Genomic DNA, 21,227 nt, shown 5'->3' on the forward strand with positions numbered 1-21,227 from the left:
ACGCTCGCGCCGGTGCGTGCGCTCGTGCGTGCGCTCGTGCGCGCGTCAGTAGCTGACGGCGCTCGGGTCTCGGCGTCCGCTCATCGTGCGCATGATGTGCTCGACGAGCGTGATGAGCACCTGCTTGGCCGACTCGCGGTCGCGCACGTCGCAGTTGATCACCGGGATGTCGGGCGACAGGTCGAGCGCGTCGCGCACCTGGTCGGGCGTGTGCAGCCCGGCGCCCTCGAACCGGTTGACCGCGATGATGAACGGCAGCCCGCGGCGTTCGAAGTAGTCGACCGACTGGAAGCAGTCGGCCAGCCGGCGCGTGTCGACCAGCACGACCGAGCCGAGCGCGCCCTTGGCGAGCTCGTCCCACATGAACCAGAACCGGTCCTGGCCGGGCGTGCCGAACACGAAGAGCACCAGGCCGTTCGGCAGCGTGATGCGGCCGAAGTCCATCGCCACCGTCGTGGTCGTCTTGTCGGCCACGGCGCTGGTGTCGTCGACGCCGATGCTCTTCTCGGTGAGGGCCTCCTCGGTGCGCAGCGGCCGGATCTCACTGACCGCGCTCACCAGGGTGGTCTTGCCGACGCCGAAACCGCCGGCCACGAGTATCTTCACGGTCAGCGCGGACTCGCCCTGAGGGGCGCCCGCGTCAGAGCGCACGTATTCCATCGATCACTTCCTTGAGTACGCGCTCGCTGGGGAACTGTGCCACCGGCGCGGGACGTCGGACGACGATGAGCGATTGGTCGAGCAGGTCACCGAGCAGCACCCGGACGACCCCGAGGGGGAGTTCGAGCTCCGACGCGACCTCGACCACCGAGAGCGGACTGCGACAGAGCCCCAAGATCATCTCATGCTCGGGCTCCGGCGCCCACCGGTTCGACCGCATTCCCAGAGGTCCGGGCCGTTCCGGCTCCTCCTCGGCGGGCTCCTGGGTGACGATCAGGGCCACCAGGTCGAACTCGGCGGCGTCATAGTGGGTGCGCCCGCCGGTGAGCGCGTACGGCCGGACCACCGGACCGGCCTCGTCGTCGAACCAGTCGGGCATCTCAGGCGCCCCCCGGTTCGGCGCCGGATCGCGGCCCGGCCGACAGATGCTGGCCGACCCGGGTCACCAGCATCGCCATCTCGTACGCGATGACGCCCAGGTCGGCGTCCGCGTCCGCCAGCACCGCCAGGCAGGCGCCGCGCCCGGCCGAGGTGACGAAGAGGAAGGCGTTCTCCATCTCGACGATGGTCTGCCGCACGGGACCGCCGCCGAACGACTCCCCCGCGCCGCGCGCCAGACTCTGGAAGCTCGCCGCGACCGCCGAGAGGTGGTCGGACTCCTCGCGCGCCAAGCCCTGGGACGCCGCGATGCGCAACCCGTCGCTGGACAGCACCGCCGCGTTCTGCACCTGCGCCACCCGCTGGACCAGGCTGTCGAGCAGCCAGTTCAGCTCCCCGTTCGGAGCCGCGGTCTCCAGACCGATCTCCTGGGCTTCCGTCATGAGTCCTCCTGCTCGGCTTGGGCGGCCTCGTCACGGCCGCGCTGCCAGCCTCGCTGCATGGCAGTCATCATCGATCGCATGGCTTCGGGGGATCGCGCCGGATCCTCGTCGGGTCTGGCCTGCTGGTCTCCTGGGGGAACGGGTGCCGCGAGCGGCTCCGCGGGCGTCCGCACGGATGCCCGCCGCTGCGCGGCCCCGTCCGCACGCCGCTGTGCGGCCCCGTCCGCACGCCGCTGTGCGGCGAGGTCGGCGTCCACCCGTTCCTTCAGCTGGGGCGCCAGGTGGGCCTGCCGTCGTCGCTTGGGGAGGCCGCCGTTCGCCAGGTCGGGCGCGGGCGGAGGCTCGGCCTCGGCCCGCGGCACCGGCTCGGACTGCGGCGCGGGCACGGGCTCGGCCTGCGGCACCGGCTCGGGAACGCGCTCCCGCTCGGCCTCGGCCGGCACCGGCAGGGCCGCGGGCGGCTCCCGCACCGGCCGGGGCGGTGCGGGCTCGGCGACCAGCCGGACGACGCCGTTGGAACCTTCCCGGCCCGGCTCCGCGCCGGCGTTCGACGGCAGGGCGCGCATCGGCCCCGTGTCGTGCGTGCGGCGGGCGCCCGGCTCGGGCTCGTCGACCTCGGCGATGAGCGCGGTGGGGATGAGCACGATCGCGGTGGTGCCGCCGTACGGCGACGGCCGCAGCGTCACCAGGACGTCGTGGCGGCGCGCCAGCCGCGCGACCACGAACAGGCCCAGCTGGGCGCTGTCGGACGGGTCGAACTCGGGCGGTTCGAGCAGCCGGGCGTTGGCCCGCTCGACCTGCTCGGGCGACATGCCGAGGCCGCGGTCCTCGACCTCGACGACGAAGCCGCTCGCGACCGGGTGCCCGGCGATGCGGACCGGCGCGGTCGGCGGCGAGTACGCGGTGGCGTTCTCGACGATCTCGGCGAGCAGGTGGATGACGTCGGTGACCGCGGCGCCGCGCAGCGCCAGCCGCGGCAGCGGCTCGACCCGGACCCGCGGGTAGTCCTCGACCTCGGCGACCGCGCCGCGGACCACGTCGACCAGCGGCACCGGACGGCGCCAGCCGCGCCCGGCCGACTTGCCGGCCAGGATGACCAGGCCCTCGGCGTGCCGGCGCATGCGAGTGGCCAGGTGGTCGAGCCGGAACAGGTCGCCGAGCTCGGACGGGTCCTCGGTGCGCCGCTCCATCGTGTCGAGCAGGCTGAGCTGGCGGTGCAGCAGCGCCTGGTTGCGCCGGGCCAGGTTGACGAAGACCTCGCTGATGCCCTGCCGGGCGGCCACCTCGCCCGCCGCGGCGACCATCACGGCGTCGCGGGCGCGGTTGAACGAGTCGGCGATCTGCCGGATCTCGTTGATCCGGTAGTCGACGTCCGGCAGCTCGTCGGCCGGGTCGGCGGGATCGCCGTCGCGCACCTGCTGGGCGAGCATCGGCAGCCGCAGCTGGGTGAAGTCGACGACGCGGGCCGCGAGCGTGCGGCACTCGCGCAGCAGGCGGCGGGCGATGCGGTAGGCGATGTAGGCCGAGGCGATGAGCGCGATCAGGCCGAGCCCGCCGGCGACGGCGAGCCGCAGGAACACCCCCACCGCGATACCGGTCGCCCGTTCGGTGACGCTGTCGAGCACGGCGTTCTCGAACGCGAACAGCTTGGCGTCGGCGGCGTCGGCCGTGGTGCGCCACGTCTGGGGGTCGACCGGGATCGCGGAACGGGCGGGCGCCTCGACACGGCCGGTGGCCGGGCGGCCCTGCGCGCCGTTCCCGCGTCCCGTTGCGGCGCCGGCGCCCGTGCCCTGGGCGGGCTCGGTGCTGGTGATCACCCGGTCTTCGAGCGCGCGCAGCCGGACGAACTCCGACGTCTGGGCGACCGCGCGGAACTTGGCCAGGTCGTCGGGCGGGAGGTTGGGCGCCGTATCGGAGTAGAGATACCGCTGGGCGCCGGCGAGCTGGGCGAACGCGCCGCGCTCGTTCGCGGTGAACCGGCCCGCGGCGATGGCCCCGGAGAGCAGCGCGTCCTCGCGGGAGAGGAACTCCCTGGCGCGGCCCAGCGTGGTGAGCGTGCGGGCGTCGGTCGCGATGGTCCCGTTGGCGGGCGCGACCGAGCTGTAGATCCCGTACCCCGCGTCGATCATGGCGTTGTACTCGTCCATGATCCGCGTTCGTTCCGGAGCGGAGGCGTCGACCGAACGGCGCACCGCGTCGAGCGCGCCCATGCGCGTCACGAAACCGTCGAGCCGCTGCCTGACCTTGGGCAGGATCGCGCCGCGCAGTCCCGAGTCGGCGGCGGACCGCTGGATGCGCGAAAGGGCCTTGTCGGTCGCCTGCCGCTGCACCGTCAGCACCGCGCGGTCGGCGGACCTGGCGCCATCACCACCCGCCTGCCACATCGACAGCCGGCGCTCCTTCTGGAGCGATCCGAGGAGGTCCTGCGTGGGCAGCACGACCTCGTCCTGGAACTGCTTGCCGACCATCAGCTGCCTGGCGTCGCCGTAGGTGATGCCGGTGACGAACGCCCACAACGCGATGAGGGCGAGCATCGGCACGAGGACCAGCAGCGTGATCCTCATCCTGATCGATGATGCGATGCGCCGGAACATCACCGCTCGCTCACCCGTCGCGCGAGCGCGGTCGTAAGCGGTCGGTGGAACGACATGCGGGGAAACCTTCCGATACGGGGGAAACGACGGAGGTCTACGGATCTGCCGGAGCCTACTACGACAGGTGAGATCACCGAGGCGGCGGACCGGTGGCGGTGCCCGCCCGGTGGGGCGTCAGCCGGCCGGCGCCGCGGCGCCCGCGGGTCCCGGCTCGGTCTCCGACCAGGACAGCACATGCTCCACGAGCGAGATCAGCACCTCCTTCGAGGAGTCGCGTCTGCGCACGTCACACAGCAGAACGGGGATGCCGGGGTCGAGATCGAGCGCGACGGCGATGTCCTCCGGCCGGTGCCGGTCGGCGCCGTCGAAGCAGTTGACCGCGACGACGAAGGGCGTGCCGCGGCGTTCGAAGTAATCGATGGACGGGAACGAATCGGTCAGCCTTCTGGTGTCGGCCAGCACGACCGCACCGAGGGCGCCGAGCGCGAGCTCGTCCCACATGAACCAGAACCGTTCCTGGCCCGGCGTGCCGAACAGGTAGAGCACCAGCCGGTCGGTCAGGGTGATGCGGCCGAAGTCCATCGCCACGGTGGTGGTGCTCTTGCGCTCGACGCCGGACACGTCGTCCACGCCGACGCCGCGGTCGGTCAGCGGCTCCTCGGTGCGCAGCGGCCGGATCTCGCTGATCGAGCCGACCATCGTCGTCTTGCCGACGCCGAACCCGCCCGCGATCAGGATCTTCGTGGTGACCAGCGGCGGATCTCCCGGCTCAGAGTGCCCGAAGGCCATTGAGCACCTCCCTCAGCACGCCCTTGTTGGGCCGATCTCCCACGGGTTCGATCGCGGCGAGCGCGACCAGGCCCTGGTCGCGCAGGTCGCCGAGGAGCACCCGGATCACGCCGAGCGGCAGGCCGATCTCGGAGGCCAGGTCGACCACCGACACCGGCTCCGCGCAGCGGCGCAGGATCCGCACGTGCTCCGGGCTGTAGCGCAGCCGGTCGCCCGGGCGTTCCCCGGTGGCCTCGACCACGGCGATCAGGTCGAACGTCTCGCCGCGCGGACGAGTCCGGCCGCGCGTCATCGCGTACGGCCGGACGACCGGACCGGCCTCCCGGTCGAACCACCGGTCACCCCGTGCGTTCATGGCGCATCAGTTTCCGTCGAAGCCCACGGCGCCGCCGGACCGCGGGGTGGCACCCCCGCCCGCGCCGGAGGCGAAGCGCGGGTGCGCCTGGAGGTGCTGGCCGACGCGCTTGACCAGCACGGCCATCTCGTAGGCGATGAGGCCGGCGTCGGCGTCCGCGTCGCTGAGCACCGCCAGGCACGTACCGTCGCCCGCGGCCGTCACGAACAGCAGCACCGAATCCATCTCGATGATCGTCTGCCGCACGTTACCGCCGTTGAAATGCCGCCCGGCACCGCGCGCCAGGCTCTGCACCCCGGCCGCCAGCGCCGACAGATGCTCGGCGTCCTCACGGCCCAGCTCCTGCGACGCCGCGATGGCCAGCCCGTCACGCGACAGGATCACCGCCTGCCGTACCGCCGGAACCCGCCCGGCGAAGTCGTTGAGCAACCAGTTCAGTTCACCGGTGGCGGTGCTGTTGTGCATCATCGGGCTTCCTCCCCGCTCAAGTCCGAGCCGCTGTTCGCGTCCCGATCGCTCGGTTCCGTCTCCGCCGGGGGTTCGCCCCCGGTCCCACCGGCGTCCCGCCCGCGCCGCCATCCCTTCTGGATGGACGACATCAGCGAACGGGCCTCCTCGGGCGAGCGCGCGACCACGCCGTGCGCGCTGTCACCGACCGCCGGAGGCGGCTGGCGGTTCTCGGCGCGCAGTTGCGGGGCCAGGTTCTCCTGCCGGCGCCGCCGCGGCAAGCCCGCGTAGGTGTCGGGTTCCTTCTCCTTCTGCGCGGACCCGTCGCCGTTGCCACCGTGGCCTGCGCCGTTGCCGTTGGTCGGCGGCTGGCTGGCGAAGTGCTCGGGACCCGTCGACTCGTCGAACCACGGGTTGCCCGCGCTCATCCCCGCGGCCGCGGCGGCGGCCCTGCCCTCGGGCGTGCCCCAGGGGCCCTCCGCGGGGACCTCGGACGGGGTCTCCGCCGGGGTCTCCGCCGGGGTCTCCGCCGGGGTCTCCGCCGAGATGTCGGCCGGGGCCTCGGGCTTGGCAGGGGGCTCGGCCGGGGGCTCCGGATCGGTCATCGGAGGGTCGAACACCGGGGGCCGTTCGAACGTCACCGCCTCGGGCGGCGCCGGGACGTCCATGGGCGGCCGCGGCGGCTCGGGCGGGACCGGCTGCGGCACCGTCGTCGTCTCCCAGGGCGCGTCGTAGAGCCCGCGCCCGGGTGAGACCGGAGGCGGCGTCCCGGGCCCGGGACGCGGCTCCTCGGTCACCGGGACCGGTATCCCGAACGGTCCGGACGACCCCGGCGACCTGGACGGCCCGTCCGGCACGGCCGGTCCGGGCGAGGCCGCCGCGGGCTCCGCCGGATCGGCGGGCGTGCCGCGGCGCAGCGCGCCCACGTCGCGCAACGGGACGACGCCGGCGTCCGGCCGCGCGTCGGCGACGAGCTCGGGCGCGGTGTCCGGCGGTTGCTTGTCGAAGTCCTCGACCGGCACGACCAGCTCGTGCGGCAGCAGGACGATCGCCGTGGTGCCGCCGTACGGCGACGGCCGCAGCGAGACCTTGATGCGGTGCCGGGCGGCCAGCCGCGCCACCACGAACAGGCCGAGCTGGTCGGTGTCGACCAGGTCGAACTCCGGCGGGGTCGCCAGCCGCGCGTTGATGCGTTCCAGGGAGGCGGGCCGGACGCCGAGGCCGCGGTCCTCGATCTCGACGGCGAAGCCGCTGCCGACGCGCTCGGCCATGACCCTGACCTCGGTGGTCGGCGGCGAGAACGAGCAGGCGTTCTCCACCAGCTCGGCGAGCAGGTGGATCACGTCGGTCACGGCCGCGCCGAGCAGTCCGTCCTCGGACTCGGTCAGCACCGCCACGCGCGTGTAGTCCTCGACCTCGGCCACCGCGCCGCGCAGCACGTCCACGATGCGGACCGGCTGCCGCCAGCCGCGGCCCGGCGTCGCGCCGGACAGGATGATGAGGCTCTCGGCGTGCCGCCGCATGCGGGTCGTCAGGTGGTCGAGCCGGAACAGGTCCTCCAGGTCGTCGGCCTCCGCCCGGCTCTCCAGCGAGTCGAGCATGGCCAGCTGGCGGTGCAGCAGCGACTGGTTGCGGCGCGCGATGTTGAGGAAGATCCGCGAGACGCCGTCGCGCAGGTCGGCCTGGCCGACCGAGGCCTGGATGGCGGTGCGCTGGACGCTGCCGAACGCCTCGGCCACCGCGGCGATCTCCGCGGTGGTGCCGGACGGGATCGGCGGCGCCTCGGCGGTCACGTCGATGCGCTCGCCGCGGACCAGCCGGGCGACCACGTCCGGCAGCCGGCGTCCGGCCAGGTCCTGCGCGGACGTGCGCAGGCCGACCAGCTCGCGCACCAGGTCGCGGCCGAACCGCACCGACAGCAGGATCGAGCCGAGCACCGCGACCAGCCCGAGGCCCGCGGCGATGACGAGCCGCGTCACGATGGCGCCGCTGGCCTCGTCCTGCTCGGCCCCGAGCAGCTTGCTGTCCTGGAGGGCGGCCTGGGTGAACGCGCCGAGCATCGCCTTGGTGTTGCCGTCCCACTGCCTGGCGTCGACGTCGATCGTGCCCTCGGCGTTCGCGACCTCCTCCTCCAGGGTCTTGAAGCCGGTGTAGGCGGCGGAGGAGAACAGCGGCTCCCAGGCTTTGGTGTAGAGCGCCGGGTCGAGGCTCGCCTTCTGCTCCGACCAGAAGGCCTGCTGCGTCGCGACGAGGCCGGCGAAGTGCCGGTGCTCCGGCGCGCTCATCCGGCCGCCGGTCACGGCGACCCCGGCGACCAGCGCGTTCTCCCGCATGACCATGTCCATGGCGCGGGCGCCGGAGACCAGGCTGGACGCCCAGTAGTGCAGGCGGGCGTCATCGGTGGGCGTCTGCTTGGCGGAGAAGTCGAACAGCGAGTCGATCATGGCGCTGTACGCCTGGAGGGCGGCCAGCCGGTCGACCGACTGCGCCTCGACCGACGCGCGGAGCTGCGGCAGCCGGTCGAGGGCACCGAGCGCCCCGCGCAGCAGCCGGATGCGCTGGGAGGCGGGGTCGGCGGCCTCGTCCATCTCGGTCCTGGCCTGCCGGCGCAGCTCGCCCAGCGCGCCGTCGGTCCGCGGGCGCACCGCGTCCAGCGCGCGGCGCGGCGCGTTCTTGCCCGCGCTCAGGTCGAGGACCGCCGCGTGCCGCTCCATCTCGAGCAGGTACGTCGCCGACTGCAGCGGCCTGGTCATGCGCGACGTCGACTTCTCGCCCCTGCGGTGGTCGAGCGCCTCCCCCAGGGTGAGGCTCGCCGCGAACGCCCACAACGCCACCAGGGACAGCAGCGGAACGAGCAGCAGGACGACGATTCTCGACCGGATCGATCGCGTGCGAGGACTCATGACACCTCGTGGCTGTACGACCCCCCGTACGGCATATGTGGGCCGATCATAGAGCGTCTTTCGGCCTCTCTGGCACAAGTTCCCGACAATTGGGGCGCACCTGTCTCAATGGTCACTGGGAGGCCTGTTCGGGCGTCTCCCACCGCATGACGTGCTCGACGAGGGACACCAGGACCTCCTTCGTCGACTCCCGGTCCCGCGCGTCGCACAACAGGACGGGCACGCCGGAGTCGAGGTCGAGGGCGATCGCGATGTCCTCGGCCCGGTGCCGGTCGGCGCCGTCGAAGCAGTTGACCGCCACCACGAACGGCAGCCCGCGCCGCTCGAAGTAGTCGATGGAGGGGAACGAGTCGGTCAGCCTCCTGGTGTCGGCGATGACGACCGCGCCCAGCGCGCCGAGCGCGAGCTCGTCCCACATGAACCAGAACCGCTCCTGCCCGGGCGTGCCGAACAGGTAGAGCACCAGCCGCTCGTTGAACGTGATGCGGCCGAAGTCCATCGCCACCGTGGTGGTGCTCTTGCGCTCCACCCCGGACAGGTCGTCCACGCCGACGCCGCGGTCGGTCAGCGGCTCCTCGGTGCGCAGCGGCCGGATCTCGCTGATCGAGCCGACCATCGTCGTCTTGCCGACGCCGAACCCGCCCGCGATCAGGATCTTCGTGGTGACCAGCTGCGGCGGGTCAGAGGGCGCGGAGGCCATCCAGCACCTCCCTCAGCACGCCGAGGTTGGCCCGGCCCTCCGACCGTTCGATCGTGGCGACCACCCGCACCAGGCCCTCGTCGCGCAGGTCGCCGAGCACGACCCGGACCACGCCGAGCGGCAGGCCCGCGTCGGACGCCAGGTCGACGACCGACACCGGCCGCTCGCAACGCCGCAGCACCCACTGGTGCTCGGGGCTGTAGCGCAGGGCCTCGCCCGCGGGCTCTCCGGTCGCCGCGACGACCGCGATCAGGTCGAAGGAGTCACCGCTCGGCCGCGTCCTGCCCTGCGTCATGGCGTACGGCCGGACGAGCGGCCCGGCCTCGCGGTCGAGCCATTGATCCCCGGACCGGCTCATCGTGGGGCGAACCTCGGATGCGCCTGAAGGTGCCGTCCCACCCGCTTGACCAGCACGGCCATCTCGTACGCGACGAGTCCGGCGTCCGCGCCCGCGTCGCTGAGCACCGCCAGGCACGTACCGTCGCCCGCGGCCGTCACGAACAGCAGCACCGAATCCATCTCGATGATCGTCTGCCGCACGTTACCGCCGTTGAAATGCCGCCCGGCGCCACGCGCCAGACTCTGCACGCCCGCGGCCAGCGCCGACAGATGCTCGGCGTCCTCACGGCCCAGCTCCTGCGACGCCGCGATGGCCAGCCCGTCACGCGAAAGGATCACCGCCTGCCGCACGTCGGGAATCCGGCCGGCGAAGTCGTTCAGCAGCCAGTTGAGCTCACCGGTCACGGTGTTGTGCGTCATCGCCCGTCCTCACCGTTCACGTCCGTACCGTTCACGTCCGTACCGTTCACGTCCGTACCGTTCACGTCCGTACCGTCCACATCGTCCACGTCCGTAGCGTCCACGTCCGTCCGGCGGCCGCGCCGCCAGCCCTGCTGCATCGACGACATCAGCGAACGCGCCTCCTCCGGGGAGCGCGCCACCGGCCCGGCCGACACCTCGGGCGCCACCGGGCGCTCCTCGCGGAGTTGCGGGGCCAGGTTCTCCTGGCGCCGCCGCCGCGGCAGGCCCGCGTGCGTCCCGTTGGGGTGCTCGCCGCTCAGCCTGGGCGAGTCCGCCGGAGCGGCGGACGCCGGCGCCGGGTCGGCGGGCGGCCGCGCAGGCGCCGCGGGCTGCTGCGCGGGCTCCGGCGAATGTTGCGGCAACTCGGCGGACTCGTCGAACCACGGGTTCGCGTGCCGGGGCGGAGGCGGTGGAGGCGGCGGCGCCTGCGCGGAGGGTGCGGACGGCGCGGGCAGCGCCGGGGGCCGCGCCGGTGGCGCGAGCGGCACCGGCGGCGGAGTGAGCACCGGCGCCGCCGGCGGAACGTTCCCCATGGGCTCCGGCGGCCGAGCCGGGCCCGGCTCGGGCACGCCCCAGGCGCCCCCGACACCGCTCACCGGCGCGGCGGCCAGGTGCCCGTTGGACTGTCCGTTGGACTGTCCGTTGGACTGTCCGTTGGACTGTCCGTTGGACTGTCCGTTGGACTGTCCGTTGGACTGTCCGTTGGACGGCCCCTGCGGCGGAACGCCGAGCTGTACGGCGGGCGGCCCGTCCGGCTGCCCGGGCGGCTGCTCCTCGGCCGCGGCGGCCAGCGCGGCGGCCATCTGGTCGGAGGGCACGACGAGCTCGTGCGGCAACAGGACGATGGCGGTGGTACCTCCGTACGGCGACGGATTGAGCGAGACCTTGATGTTGTGCCGGGCGGCCAGCCGCGCCACCACGAACAGGCCGAGCTGGTCGGTGTCGACCAGGTCGAACTCCGGCGGAGCGGCGAGCCGCGCGTTGACGCTCGCCAGCAGCTCGGGCTCCACGCCCAGCCCGCGGTCCTCGATCTCGACCACGAAGCCGCTGCCGACGCGCTCGGCCAGCACCCGCACGTCGGTGTTGGGCGGCGAGAAGGCGACCGCGTTCTCCACCAGCTCGGCGAGCAGGTGGACGACGTCGGTGACGGCGGTGCCCACCAGGCCGTCGGCGGAGTCGGTCATCACCTTCGCGCGGGTGTACTCCTCGATCTCGGCGACCGCGCCGCGCAGCACGTCCACGATCCGCTGCGGCTGCCGCCAGCCGCGGCCCGGCGTCGCGCCGGACAGGATGATGAGGCTCTCGGCGTGCCGCCGCATGCGCGTGGTCAGGTGGTCGAGCCGGAACAGGTCGTCCAGGTCGTCGGCCTCGGCGCGGCTCTCCAGCGTGTCCAGCATGGCCAGCTGGCGGTGCAGCAGCGACTGGTTGCGGCGCGCGATGTTGAGGAAGATCCGCGAGACGCCGCGGCGCAGGTCGGCCTGGCCGACGGCGGCGTCGACCGCGGTGCGCTGCACCGACGCGAACGCCCGGGAGACCTGGACCACCTCGGTGATCCTGCCCTCGGTGCGGAACGCCGGGACCTCGGCGGCCACGTCCACGCTCTCGTTGCGGCGCAGCCGTTCGACCACGCCCGGCAGGTTCCGCTCGGCCGTCTCCTGCGCGGACCTGCGCAGGCCGACCAGCTCGCGGATGAGGCCGCGGCCGAACCGCAGCGACAGCAGGATCGACACCAGCACCGCGAGCAGGCCGACGCCGCCGACGACGCCCACCCGGACGTAGGCGCCGCGGCCGAGGTCGTCGGCGTGCTCGCCGGCCCGCTTGGAGTTGCCGAGCACCATCTTGTTGATGTCGAGGACGAGCGGCTGCGCGGTCGCCTGCCATTCGGCGGGCGAGATCGGCATGCTGCGCGGCCTGTCGGCGATGCGGTCCTCCATCGACTTGAAGACCTGGTACTGCTGCGACGCGAAGACCTGCGCGGTGCCGGTGTCGTAGATCGCCGGGTCGAGCAGCGACCGCTGCTTGACCCACTGCTGGCGCTGCTCGCCGACCGCCTCCACGAACACCCGGTGCTCGGCGGCGGTCATCCGGCCCTTGGTGACGAACGCCCCGGCGACCAGCGCGTTCTCCCGCTGGATCAGCTCGAGCGCCCGGCCGGCGGCGCGGGTCGACAACGTCCAGTTGTAGAGCGCCGAGTCGTCGATGACGACCAGGCTGTCGTACGCGCGGTGCATGGCGTCGACCATGCGGTTGTAGCTCTGGATCGACTCCAGCCGGTCGATGGTGCGCTCGTCCACGGCGGCCCGCGCCCGGGCGAGGGTGCCCAGCTCGGCGAGGACGTCGGCGACGCGCTGTTCCATGGCGGCGTTGGTGGCGCCGCGCGCGACGTCGCTGCCGGACTCCTTGCGGAAGAACGCGACCGCGGCGTCGACCTTGGCGCGCTGGGCGCGCAGCTCGGCGGGCACCTGGGGCGCCGCCGGCTCGGGCGTGCTCAGGAAGATCGCCGAGGCGAGCCGTTCCTTGCCCAGTTCGATCAGCACGCCCTGGCCGCTGGGAGCGAACTTGCGGTCGAGCGTGTGATAGCGGCGCTGGTCGAGCGCGTCGCTGATGGTGACGCTCGCGGCGTAACCCCAGAGAGCCACCAGGGAGAACAGCGGCACGAGCAGGAGAACGGCGATCTCGGTACGGATCGACCGTGTGCGGGGGGATTTCACAAGAACCTCTAGCACCTGTGGGACCAGGATCCTCGATCATAAAGGCCGCCCCGAATGCCCGTGCAAGTCCCCCCGGGCGGTTTTCGCTTCCCTGGTCGCCATTCGACCTGGTTCGAATGGGTCTGACCGAAACGAGTGGCCCATAGTGATCATGCTGGTCGGAACGCGTGGCGCGAACCAAAGGGCCGCCGGCGGGAGGGCCGCGCACCGGCACCGCACCGGCGCGACACCGGCGCGACACCGAAAAATACCCTGAATCAACAGCAACCCGCTGTCAGAGCCTCAAACGGTGCGCAATACTCGGCAGATCCTTGATGATCAGCTTGGGAGCGGAGGCATCGCGAAGGTGAGCACCGACACCGCGGCGAGCACGACGGCGAGCACGACGGCGAGGGCGCTCGCGGCGGAGACGCTCTGCGCGGCGTACCAGATCACGTCCGCGGAACGCGCCGGCCAGATCGCGGTCCGCGCTCACGACGGGGCGATCGAGCTCACCCACGCCGAGCTCGCCGCGCGCGTCCGGGACCTCGCCGCGGGCCTCGCGGCGCGCGGCCTCGGCCACGGCGACCGGCTCGCCCTGATGCTCACCAACCGGCCGGAGTTCCACCTGGCCGACACCGCGGCCATGCACCTCGGCGCCGTCCCGTTCTCGATCTACAACACCAGCGCGCCCGAGCAGATCGCGCACCTGCTCACCGACGCCGCGCCGCACGTCCTGGTGACCGAGCGCCTGTTCCTCGACGCCGTCAAGGCGTCCGGGGTCGAGGTCCCGCACCTGGTCGTCGTCGACGGCGAGGGCGGCGAGCCGACGCTGGCCGGCGTCGAGGCCGAGGGCGCGCTCGACCCCGGCTTCGACTTCGAGGGCGCCTGGCGGGCGGTCACGCCCGGCGACGTGCTGACGCTCATCTACACCTCGGGGACGACCGGCCCGCCCAAGGGCGTGGAGATCACGCACGCCGCGATGATGGCCGAGATCCGCGGGCTGGACGAGGCGATGCCGGTCACGCCCGGCGGCGGGCTCATCTCGTACCTGCCGTCCGCGCACGTGGCCGACCGCTGGACGTCGCACTACTCGGGACTCATGACGTGGGGCCTGACCGTCACCACGTGCCCCGACCCCAAGATGCTGGTCGGGCTGGCCGCGCAGCTGCGGCCGACGTTCTTCGGCGGCGTGCCGCGCATCTGGGAGAAGCTCAAGGCCGCGCTGGAGATGCTCTTCCCGGCCGAGCTCGCGTCCGACGACCCGGCCGGCCACCAGAAGATCAGGGAGTCGATCGGCCTCGACCGGGCCGAGGTGTTCCTCACCGGCGCCGCGCCGACGCCGCGCGACGTCCAGGACTTCTTCGCCCGCATCGGCATCCCGCTGCTCGAAGGCTGGGGCATGAGCGAGACCAGCGGGTTCGCGGTGGTCAACCGGCCCGGCGACCCGCGGCCGGGTTCGGTCGGCCGCGCGCTGCCCGGCGTGGAGGTCCGGCTCGCCGACGACGGCGAGCTGCTCTGCCGCGGCGCGGTCGTGATGCGCGGCTACCGCAACCGGCCCGACCTCACGGCCGAGGCGCTGGACGCCGACGGCTGGCTGCACACCGGCGACGTCGCGACCATCGACGAGGACGGCCACGTCACGATCGTCGACCGCAAGAAGGAAATGATCATCAGTGCGGGCGGCAAGAACATGTCCCCCGCCAACATCGAGAACGCCGTCAAGGCGGAGAGCCCGCTGATCGGGCACGCCGTCTGCGTGGGCGACGGCCGCCCGTACAACGTCGCGCTCATCGTGCTCGACCCGGAGACGGCCGCGGACCGGTCCCCCGCCGATCCCGCGACGCTGGCCGAGGTCACGGCCGCGGTCGAGCGCGCGAACGCCAGGCTGGCGCGCGTCGAGCAGGTCAAGCGATTCACCCTGCTCGCCGACGACTGGGCGCCCGGCGGGGACGAGCTGACGCCCACGATGAAGCTCAAACGCAAGCCGATCGCCACCCGCTACGCGAAGGAAATCGAAGATCTCTACCGACAGGGTTGAGGCCTCCGGACCGACAGTCGAGCCCAGGAGCGTTAACATTCCGGCCGTGAGTCCCGAAAGCCAGGCATCCGAGGCACTTCCGTCGCGACGCCGCCGAACCCCCCGTGGCGGGCGGCATCGTGGCGCCGAGTCATATCTGCTGCCACCCGGCTCCCCCGTCCTCATCCTCGCCGCTCCCGGCCCCGCCGGGGCTCCCGGTGGCGACATCGCGCGCGAGCTCGCCCGGCTGGTCGAGCTGGAGCAGACCGGCCAGCCGGCGCTGGTCGGCCATCTCGAAGGCGCCGACCTTCATCTCGGCGGCGTGCTCGCCGGGCTGCGCCCGCAGCGTGAGGACGAGCCGGCCGCCGTGGTGGTGCCGCTGACCACCGGGCCCGACCCCGACGTGGAGGCCGCGGTCCGCAAGATCGTGGCGGACGCCCCGGTGCGCGCGGTGGCGACCGAGGCACTCGGCCCGCACCCGCTCATCGCCGAGGCGCTGCACGAGCGGCTGGCCGAGGCCGGGCTGGCCCGCGCCGACCGCGTGCGCATGATGACGATGGTGACCGCCGCCAGCGGCGTCGTCGTCGTCACGCCGGGCGACCACGAGGCGGTCCGGCAGGCCGAGGTCACCAGCGTGCTGCTGGCGGCCCGGCTGGCCGCGCCGGTCTTCACCGCCGCGATCGGCGACGAGGCCGGCATCGCGTCCGCCGCCGGCCAGCTGCGCGCGTCCGGCGCCTCGCGGCTCGCGGTGGCGCCGCACCTGATCGGCCCGGAGATCAGCCCCGAACGCCTGCACGCCGCGGCCCTCGCCGCGGGAGCGGAGCACTCGGCGCCGATCGGCGCGCACCCGGCGCTGGCCCAGGTGGCCGCGCTCCGCTACGTGGAGGCCCTGGCCAACGCCCTCGCCGACTGACCGGGCGAGGGCCGGCCGGGCCGGCGGCGGGGCTGATCAGCGAGGCCAGATGGCGGGGCCGGTCAGGGGCGGTCCGGCTCGACGAGCCTGGTGCGCAGGTCGCGCAGCGTGCCCGCGCCGACTCCGACGGAGGCGAGCAGCGCGGCCATGTCGCCGTGCCGGGCGCGCAGGTCGGCGATCAGCTCGCCCATCGTGGCGTTCTCGGCGGTCATCGCGTCCCGCGGCACGAAGGCGTAGCTCTTCTCGTACGCCGCGTGCCGCCGCAGCCGCGCCTCGATGCCCGAGAGGTTGCGCCCGGTCATCGCGTAGTCGGCGACGACGTCCTCGTTGGAGACGCCGAGCACGCCCAGCACGACGGCGCTCACCATGCCGGTGCGGTCCTTGCCCGCGGCGCAGTGGAAGACCGCGCCGCCGGGCGCCTCGGCGATCGCGGCGACCGTGTCGGCCAGCGCGGTGCCGGAGGTCTCCATGATGCGGGCGTACCGCTGCGCCAGCGTCAGCGAGGTGTCGCCCATGACATGGCCGTTGCCCTCGTTGATGATCGGCGCACGGACGAGCTCGACGGCGCCGTCGAGCGGATGCGGGCCGCCGTCGTAGGACCGCTCGAAGTCCGACCGCAGGTCGATCACGGTCCGGACGCCGAGGTCGCGGACGGCGGCCACGTCCGCGGCGGTCAGCTCGTGCAGCGCGTCGCTGCGGAAGAGCCGCCGCCACCGGACGTGCCCGCCGTCGGCGCGGTAGCCGCCGAGGTCCCGGAAGTTGACACAACCCTCGAGGGTGATCTCCCGCGCCACCGCGGCCTCTCCCGTCAACGGTTCTTGAACGCCGGCCGGCGCTTCTCCATCGTGGCCGACATGCCCTCCACCAGGTCCTCGGTGAAGAACGCCATCGTCTGGATCCCGGTCTCGACCGCGAGCTGCTGCCGGAGGCCGGGCGCGTCCAGGGACATGTTGAGGAGCTCCTTGGTGCGGCGGAGCCCGTACGGCGACTTGGTCAGGAGCTCGTCGGCGAGGGCCTGGGCACCCTCCAGGTCCTTGCCCTCCTCGGCGAGCTCGGTGACGAGGCCGAGCTCGTTCGCCCGCGTCACGTCCAGGCGCTGGGCCCGGTAGAAGATCTCGGCGGCCTTCGCCGGGCCGACCAGCCGCGGCAGCAGCCAGGACAGCCCGCAGTCGCCCGCGGACAGCCCCAGATCGACGAACGGGACGACGAACCTGGTCGTCGGGTCGGCGACCCGCAGGTCGCAGGCCAGCGCCCAGGAGACGCCCATGCCCGCGACCGGGCCGTGCAGCGCGGCGATGACCGGCTGCGGGATCTCGCGGAGCCGCGCGGTGACCTCGCCGCCGCGCGTGATGCCTCGGTAGATCCGCTGGATGCGCCCCTCGTCGCCGCCGCCCGGGTCGCCGCCCTGGAGGTCCATGCCGGAGCAGAAACCGCGCCCCTCGCCGGTGAGGACCACGACCCTGGTATCGGCGTCGCGCATCAGCTCGTTGAGGACGTCGAGCATCTCCTCGGTGACCGCCGCGGTGACGGCGTTGAGCCGCTCCGGGCGGGACAGGGTGATGGTGAGCACCCCGTCCCGCCGGTCGAGCTTCAGGTCTCCCATGGGGATCCCGTCATGAGGTGAGCTGCTGGATGAGGGGGCCCATCTGCTCGCCGACGTTCTTGAAGACGGTGAGCGGGGAGTCGGCGTTGATCGCGGCCCAGTTGTCGCGGACCGACTCGACCGAGAAGGTCTCCTTCTGGCCGTAGCCGGGGCCCTCGGCGACGAAGATCTTGGCGATCCGGCCGCCGCCGACCGTGTAGACCTGGCCGGAGTCCTCGATGCTCTCGTGCACGAGGTAGGCCACCAGCGGCGTGACCTGGTCGACGCCGAGCTTCTCGGAGAAGTCGGCGGGGAGCAGGTCCTCGGTCATGCGGGTCCACGCGACCGGGGCGATCGCGTTGGCCTTGATGTTGTACTTGGAGCCCTCGTGGGCCAGCGTCTTGGTGAAGCCGACCAGGCCCATCTTGGCGGTGGCGTAGTTGGCCTGGCCGAAGTTGCCGAAGAGGCCGGCCGGCGACGAGGTGTTGACGATGCGGCCGTAGCCCTGCTCGCGCAGGTGCGACCACGCGGCCGACGACACCAGGAACGAGCCGCGCAGGTGCACGGCGATGACCGAGTCGAACTCGTCGGGGCTCATGTTCTTGAACGACTTGTCGCGCAGGATGCCCGCGTTGTTGACGACGATGTCGACCTTGCCGAACGTGTCGAGCGCGGTCTGGATGATCGCCTGGGCGCCCTCGGGGGTCGCGACGTTGTCGGGGTTGGCGACGGCCTCGCCGCCGTTCTTCTTGATCTCCTCGACGACCTCCTGGGCCGGGCCTGCGGAGGCGCCGGAGCCCGTCCGGTCCCCGCCGAGGTCGTTGACCACGACCTTCGCGCCGCGGGCGGCCAGCTCCAGAGCGTGCTGCCGGCCGAGACCGTGGCCCGCTCCGGTGACGACGGCGACCCGACCGTCGTAGCGCAGTTCCGACATCCTGTCTCCTCAGATCGCACCGACTGCTGCCCCGGCCGAATAACCAGGGGGTTACTTTAGTACCACGAAGACCGAATCGCGCTCGGATTCGACCCCCGCTTCAGGTCCGGTTTCGCGCCGCCTACAGGCGGTTATCGTACCGACGGGGGACGGCCCCGCCGGATCCCCGTGCGCGGACGCCGGTCCGCCCCACCGAGGAGGCAGCGGATGATCACCCGGGAGATCACGGACGGCCGTTTCGTCCGGCAGCCCAACAGGTTCACCCAGATGATCACCGCCGACGGCTCCAGCGGGTTCCCCGCGGAGTCGGGCCGGTACCGGCTGTTCGTCTCCTACGCCTGCCCGTGGGCGCAGCGCACGCTGATCGTGCGCGCCCTGCTCGGGCTCGAGGAGGTCATCGGCGTCGGGGTGGTCGACCCGATCCGCGACGAGAAGGGCTGGCGGTTCCCCGACCGCGACGAGGTCACCGGCGCGGAGTACCTCTCCGAGCTCTACCTGGCGACCGACGCGTCCTACGAGGGCCGCGTGACGGTGCCGTGCGTCTGGGACACCCGGACGGAACGCATGGTGACCAACGACTTCCCCAACATCACGACGATGCTCGAGACGCAGTTCACCGACTACCACCCGACCGGCGCGCCCGATCTCTACCCGGTGGACCTGCGGGCGGACATCAACGAGCTCAACGAGCTCATCTACGCGACCGTCAACAACGGCGTCTACAGGGCGGGCTTCGCGACCGACCAGGGCGCCTACGAGGACGCGGTGGACGCGCTGTTCGCCACCTTCGACCGGCTGGAGGAGCGGCTCGCCGGCCGCCGCTACCTGTTCGGCGACCGGCTCACCGAGGCCGACATCCGCCTCTACCCGACGCTGGCCCGCTTCGACGCGGTCTACCACGGCCACTTCAAGTGCAACCTGCGGCGGCTGGCCGACTACCCGCACCTGTGGGGCTACGCGCGCGACCTCTACCAGCGGCCCGCGTTCCGCGGCACCACCGACTTCGACCAGATCAAGCGGCACTACTACGTGACGCAGCGCAACGTGAACCCGTCCGGCGTCGTCCCCAAGGGGCCGCTCACCGACTGGGACGAGCCGTCCGGCCGGGAGGGGCTCACCTCGAGCTGAGCAGGACGAACAGCGAGCCGAGCAGCAGGAGCGCCATCCCGGAGTACGCGAACACCCCGCCGAGGCGCCATGACGCCTCCCCCGGGCCACGGCGGGGCACGGCCACCTGGACCTGCGTACGTTCCACGTCCGCTCCGGCACCGACCCCTGCGGCGGTCACGGTGACGTCCCCGGCGGAGGGCCGAGCGGCGTCCCCGGTACCGCCGCCGGTGGCCTGGGGAGGGGCCACCGGCGGCGGTTCCGGCAGGCGCACGCGCCCCGCGGGCGCCTCGGTGATCGCGAGGAGGACGGCCTCCGCGACCCCGATCGTCATGCGCGCTGCCGGGTCCTTGTGGAGCAGCCCTTCGAGCACCGGGCGCAGGGCCTGGGCCTCGGGCGGGATGCGCGGCTCGGCGTTGAGGACGGCACCGAAGACCGCCACCGGGTCGGCGCGGTGGAACGGCGACCTGCCGGTGAGGGCCGCGTAGAGGGTGACGCCGAGGGCCCACAGATCGGACGGGGGCAGGGCGCGCTCGCCGCGGATGCGCTCCGGCGCGATGTAGGCCGGGGAGCCCAGGACCCCGCCGGCCTGGGTCAGGGTGGCGTCGCCCTCCATGAGCGCGATGCCGAAGTCGGTGAGGACGGCCCGGTCGCCCGCGGCCAGCAGGACGTTCCCCGGCTTGACGTCGCGGTGCAGGATGCCCACCCGGTGCGCCGCGCCGAGCGCCCCGAGGATCTGGCGGCCGATCCGGGCGACCCGTTCCGGCGGCAGCGGCCCGTCCTGCTTGATCACCTGCTGGAGGGACCGGGCCTCGACGTACTCCATCACCACCCAGGGACGCCCGGCCTCCTCGACCACGTCGAAGACCTTGACGACCGACGGGTGCGACATCCGGGCGGCCGACCTGGCCTCCCGGATGGCCCGCCGCGCGGCCTGGTCGGAGGGCGTCAGGACCTCCTTGACCGCGACCTGGCGGCCGAGGACGGTGTCCTCGGCGCGCCACACGACCCCCATGCCGCCGCGCCCGAGCTCGCCCAGGAGCCGGTAACGCCCGGCGATAACCTGCTCAACGCCCATCACATGAACCATTCGGCGCCGGCGCGCGTCTGGATTGCCGTGAGTGGGTGGAAGTTCAGACCTTGTCCGACCTCGGCACTAAGCTGACCCCCTCCCCCCGCGAACATTCGATCTCACAGACGTGAAGGGCCCCTGAAATGCTGCGCAGTTCGTTCTTCAACAACATGGAGCAGGGGCAGACCCCCGGCCACTTCGTTCTTCAGAACTCCAAGATGCTCCGGATCCACCTCAACGGGGAGGCCCTGGCCCGGCAGGGCTCCATGGTGGCCTTCCAGGGCCAGATGGAGTTCGACTACGAGGGCTCCGGCGGCATGGGCAAGTTCCTCAAGAAGGCCCTGACGGGCGAGGGCGTCCCGCTGATGCGGGTGCGGGGACAGGGGCTCCTGTTCGTCGCCAACGACGCCGACGACATCCACCTGTTCTACCTGGAGAACGACGGGATCACCGTCAACGGCTCCAACATCCTGGCGTTCGACCCCACGCTCCAGTCGGACATCCAGCGGGTCCAGGGCGCGGGCATCGCGGCCGGCGGCCTGTTCAACACCACGCTCACCGGCACCGGCTGGGTGGCGCTGACCTCGCACGGGACGCCGGTCATGCTGGACGCCGGGCGCGCCCCCACGTTCGCCGACGGGCAGTCGGCCGTGGCCTGGAGCACCAGCCTCCAGGTCGGCGTCAACAAGACGTTCAAGGCCGGCGCCCTCATCGGCCGCGGCAGCGGCGAGGCCATGCAGCTCGCCTACCAGGGCCAGGGTTTCGTGCTCGTGCAGGCGAGCGAGGGCCCGACCGTGCCGCACCACACCCACTGATCAGCCCCGGCACGCCCACTGATC

At 72.7% G+C, this 21,227-nt stretch carries 20 protein-coding genes; 4 read left to right on the plus strand and 16 right to left on the minus strand.

Annotated elements, in window-relative coordinates:
* Positions 1–45: 45 nt before the first annotated feature.
* From ABZ810_RS30500 to ABZ810_RS30555, 12 genes are all read right to left on the minus strand, one after another.
* Complete coding sequence (locus tag ABZ810_RS30500; RefSeq protein WP_358409208.1) at positions 46–660, minus strand: ATP/GTP-binding protein; 615 nt, start codon at positions 658–660, stop codon at positions 46–48.
* Entirely contained in the window at positions 641–1,039 is a 399-nt protein-coding gene (locus ABZ810_RS30505; RefSeq protein ID WP_358409209.1) for a DUF742 domain-containing protein, read from the minus strand. The genes ABZ810_RS30500 and ABZ810_RS30505 overlap by 20 nt, the downstream gene beginning before the upstream one ends.
* A 1-nt stretch (position 1,040) precedes the next feature.
* Positions 1,041–1,481, minus strand: a complete 441-nt coding sequence (locus ABZ810_RS30510) for a roadblock/LC7 domain-containing protein (protein WP_358409211.1) — start codon at positions 1,479–1,481, stop codon at positions 1,041–1,043.
* The gene (locus ABZ810_RS30515) at positions 1,478–4,045 is read right to left on the minus strand and encodes a nitrate- and nitrite sensing domain-containing protein (RefSeq protein WP_358409213.1); all 2,568 of its coding nucleotides are present in this window, start codon (positions 4,043–4,045) and stop codon (positions 1,478–1,480) included. The genes ABZ810_RS30510 and ABZ810_RS30515 overlap by 4 nt, the downstream gene beginning before the upstream one ends.
* A 204-nt stretch (positions 4,046–4,249) precedes the next feature.
* Positions 4,250–4,864, minus strand: a complete 615-nt coding sequence (locus tag ABZ810_RS30520; protein ID WP_358409215.1) for an ATP/GTP-binding protein — start codon at positions 4,862–4,864, stop codon at positions 4,250–4,252.
* Positions 4,845–5,219 carry a DUF742 domain-containing protein gene (locus ABZ810_RS30525; protein WP_358409216.1) on the minus strand — a complete coding sequence of 125 codons (375 nt, stop codon included), beginning with the start codon at positions 5,217–5,219 and terminating at the stop codon, positions 4,845–4,847. Before ABZ810_RS30525 ends, ABZ810_RS30520 begins: the two co-directional genes overlap by 20 nt.
* A 6-nt stretch (positions 5,220–5,225) precedes the next feature.
* On the minus strand, positions 5,226–5,687 hold the full coding sequence (locus ABZ810_RS30530; protein ID WP_358409218.1) for a roadblock/LC7 domain-containing protein: 462 nt from the start codon (positions 5,685–5,687) through the stop codon (positions 5,226–5,228).
* Positions 5,684–8,569: a nitrate- and nitrite sensing domain-containing protein gene (locus ABZ810_RS30535; RefSeq protein WP_358409220.1), complete on the minus strand. Its 2,886-nt coding sequence runs from the start codon at positions 8,567–8,569 to the stop codon at positions 5,684–5,686. The genes ABZ810_RS30530 and ABZ810_RS30535 overlap by 4 nt, the downstream gene beginning before the upstream one ends.
* A gap of 112 nt (positions 8,570–8,681) precedes the next feature.
* Positions 8,682–9,269, minus strand: coding sequence for an ATP/GTP-binding protein (locus tag ABZ810_RS30540; protein WP_358409222.1), 588 nt, complete (start codon positions 9,267–9,269; stop codon positions 8,682–8,684).
* The gene (locus ABZ810_RS30545) at positions 9,250–9,627 is read right to left on the minus strand and encodes a DUF742 domain-containing protein (protein WP_358409223.1); all 378 of its coding nucleotides are present in this window, start codon (positions 9,625–9,627) and stop codon (positions 9,250–9,252) included. Before ABZ810_RS30545 ends, ABZ810_RS30540 begins: the two co-directional genes overlap by 20 nt.
* Complete coding sequence (locus tag ABZ810_RS30550; protein ID WP_358409225.1) at positions 9,624–10,028, minus strand: roadblock/LC7 domain-containing protein; 405 nt, start codon at positions 10,026–10,028, stop codon at positions 9,624–9,626. The genes ABZ810_RS30545 and ABZ810_RS30550 overlap by 4 nt, the downstream gene beginning before the upstream one ends.
* Positions 10,025–12,781, minus strand: coding sequence for a nitrate- and nitrite sensing domain-containing protein (locus tag ABZ810_RS30555; protein ID WP_358409227.1), 2,757 nt, complete (start codon positions 12,779–12,781; stop codon positions 10,025–10,027). Before ABZ810_RS30555 ends, ABZ810_RS30550 begins: the two co-directional genes overlap by 4 nt.
* A gap of 346 nt (positions 12,782–13,127) precedes the next feature.
* Between ABZ810_RS30555 and ABZ810_RS30560 the strand changes: the two genes are divergently transcribed.
* Together ABZ810_RS30560 and ABZ810_RS30565 are read left to right on the plus strand one after the other, a co-directional pair.
* A complete protein-coding gene (locus tag ABZ810_RS30560) occupies positions 13,128–14,801 on the plus strand; it encodes an AMP-dependent synthetase/ligase (RefSeq protein ID WP_358409229.1) in 1,674 nt (557 codons plus the stop codon).
* Between the two features lie 46 nt (positions 14,802–14,847).
* Positions 14,848–15,693 (plus strand): hypothetical protein, encoded by an 846-nt coding sequence (locus tag ABZ810_RS30565; protein WP_358409231.1) that lies wholly within the window; start codon positions 14,848–14,850, stop codon positions 15,691–15,693.
* Between the two features lie 62 nt (positions 15,694–15,755).
* On the opposite strand, the gene ABZ810_RS30570 is transcribed toward ABZ810_RS30565, so the two are convergent.
* From ABZ810_RS30570 to ABZ810_RS30580, 3 genes are read right to left on the minus strand one after another with little or no spacing between them, the layout of a single operon-like run.
* A complete protein-coding gene (locus ABZ810_RS30570; protein ID WP_358409232.1) occupies positions 15,756–16,487 on the minus strand; it encodes a tyrosine-protein phosphatase in 732 nt (243 codons plus the stop codon).
* Between the two features lie 14 nt (positions 16,488–16,501).
* Positions 16,502–17,296 (minus strand): enoyl-CoA hydratase-related protein, encoded by a 795-nt coding sequence (locus ABZ810_RS30575; protein ID WP_358409233.1) that lies wholly within the window; start codon positions 17,294–17,296, stop codon positions 16,502–16,504.
* A 10-nt stretch (positions 17,297–17,306) separates the two neighbouring features.
* On the minus strand, positions 17,307–18,209 hold the full coding sequence (locus tag ABZ810_RS30580) for an SDR family oxidoreductase (protein ID WP_358409234.1): 903 nt from the start codon (positions 18,207–18,209) through the stop codon (positions 17,307–17,309).
* A gap of 207 nt (positions 18,210–18,416) precedes the next feature.
* On the opposite strand from ABZ810_RS30580, the gene ABZ810_RS30585 reads away from it, so the two are divergent.
* On the plus strand, positions 18,417–19,337 hold the full coding sequence (locus ABZ810_RS30585; RefSeq protein WP_358409236.1) for a glutathione S-transferase C-terminal domain-containing protein: 921 nt from the start codon (positions 18,417–18,419) through the stop codon (positions 19,335–19,337).
* Here ABZ810_RS30585 and ABZ810_RS30590 read toward each other — a convergent pair.
* Positions 19,324–20,394, minus strand: a complete 1,071-nt coding sequence (locus ABZ810_RS30590) for a serine/threonine-protein kinase (RefSeq protein ID WP_358409237.1) — start codon at positions 20,392–20,394, stop codon at positions 19,324–19,326. The genes ABZ810_RS30585 and ABZ810_RS30590 overlap by 14 nt on opposite strands.
* Positions 20,395–20,531: 137 nt before the next feature.
* Between ABZ810_RS30590 and ABZ810_RS30595 the strand changes: the two genes are divergently transcribed.
* Positions 20,532–21,203: an AIM24 family protein gene (locus tag ABZ810_RS30595; protein ID WP_358409239.1), complete on the plus strand. Its 672-nt coding sequence runs from the start codon at positions 20,532–20,534 to the stop codon at positions 21,201–21,203.
* The last annotated feature ends 24 nt before the right edge of the window (positions 21,204–21,227 follow it).

The organism is Spirillospora sp. NPDC047279 (assembly GCF_040643285.1).
Lineage (GTDB): Bacteria > Actinomycetota > Actinomycetes > Streptosporangiales > Streptosporangiaceae > Spirillospora.

Bases quoted from the DNA above. Each gene is read 5' to 3' on its own strand.
- ABZ810_RS30500 (WP_358409208.1), bottom strand. From the start codon at position 660: ATGGAATACGTGCGCTCTGACGCGGGCGCCCCTCAGGGCGAGTCCGCG.
- ABZ810_RS30505 (WP_358409209.1), bottom strand. From the start codon at position 1,039: ATGCCCGACTGGTTCGACGACGAGGCCGGTCCGGTGGTCCGGCCGTAC.
- ABZ810_RS30510 (WP_358409211.1), bottom strand. From the start codon at position 1,481: ATGACGGAAGCCCAGGAGATCGGTCTGGAGACCGCGGCTCCGAACGGG.
- ABZ810_RS30515 (WP_358409213.1), bottom strand. From the start codon at position 4,045: ATGAGGATCACGCTGCTGGTCCTCGTGCCGATGCTCGCCCTCATCGCG.
- ABZ810_RS30520 (WP_358409215.1), bottom strand. From the start codon at position 4,864: ATGGCCTTCGGGCACTCTGAGCCGGGAGATCCGCCGCTGGTCACCACG.
- ABZ810_RS30525 (WP_358409216.1), bottom strand. From the start codon at position 5,219: ATGAACGCACGGGGTGACCGGTGGTTCGACCGGGAGGCCGGTCCGGTC.
- ABZ810_RS30530 (WP_358409218.1), bottom strand. From the start codon at position 5,687: ATGATGCACAACAGCACCGCCACCGGTGAACTGAACTGGTTGCTCAAC.
- ABZ810_RS30535 (WP_358409220.1), bottom strand. From the start codon at position 8,569: ATGAGTCCTCGCACGCGATCGATCCGGTCGAGAATCGTCGTCCTGCTG.
- ABZ810_RS30540 (WP_358409222.1), bottom strand. From the start codon at position 9,269: ATGGCCTCCGCGCCCTCTGACCCGCCGCAGCTGGTCACCACGAAGATC.
- ABZ810_RS30545 (WP_358409223.1), bottom strand. From the start codon at position 9,627: ATGAGCCGGTCCGGGGATCAATGGCTCGACCGCGAGGCCGGGCCGCTC.
- ABZ810_RS30550 (WP_358409225.1), bottom strand. From the start codon at position 10,028: ATGACGCACAACACCGTGACCGGTGAGCTCAACTGGCTGCTGAACGAC.
- ABZ810_RS30575 (WP_358409233.1), bottom strand. From the start codon at position 17,296: ATGGGAGACCTGAAGCTCGACCGGCGGGACGGGGTGCTCACCATCACC.
- ABZ810_RS30580 (WP_358409234.1), bottom strand. From the start codon at position 18,209: ATGTCGGAACTGCGCTACGACGGTCGGGTCGCCGTCGTCACCGGAGCG.
- ABZ810_RS30585 (WP_358409236.1), top strand. From the start codon at position 18,417: ATGATCACCCGGGAGATCACGGACGGCCGTTTCGTCCGGCAGCCCAAC.
- ABZ810_RS30590 (WP_358409237.1), bottom strand. From the start codon at position 20,394: ATGGGCGTTGAGCAGGTTATCGCCGGGCGTTACCGGCTCCTGGGCGAG.
- ABZ810_RS30595 (WP_358409239.1), top strand. From the start codon at position 20,532: ATGCTGCGCAGTTCGTTCTTCAACAACATGGAGCAGGGGCAGACCCCC.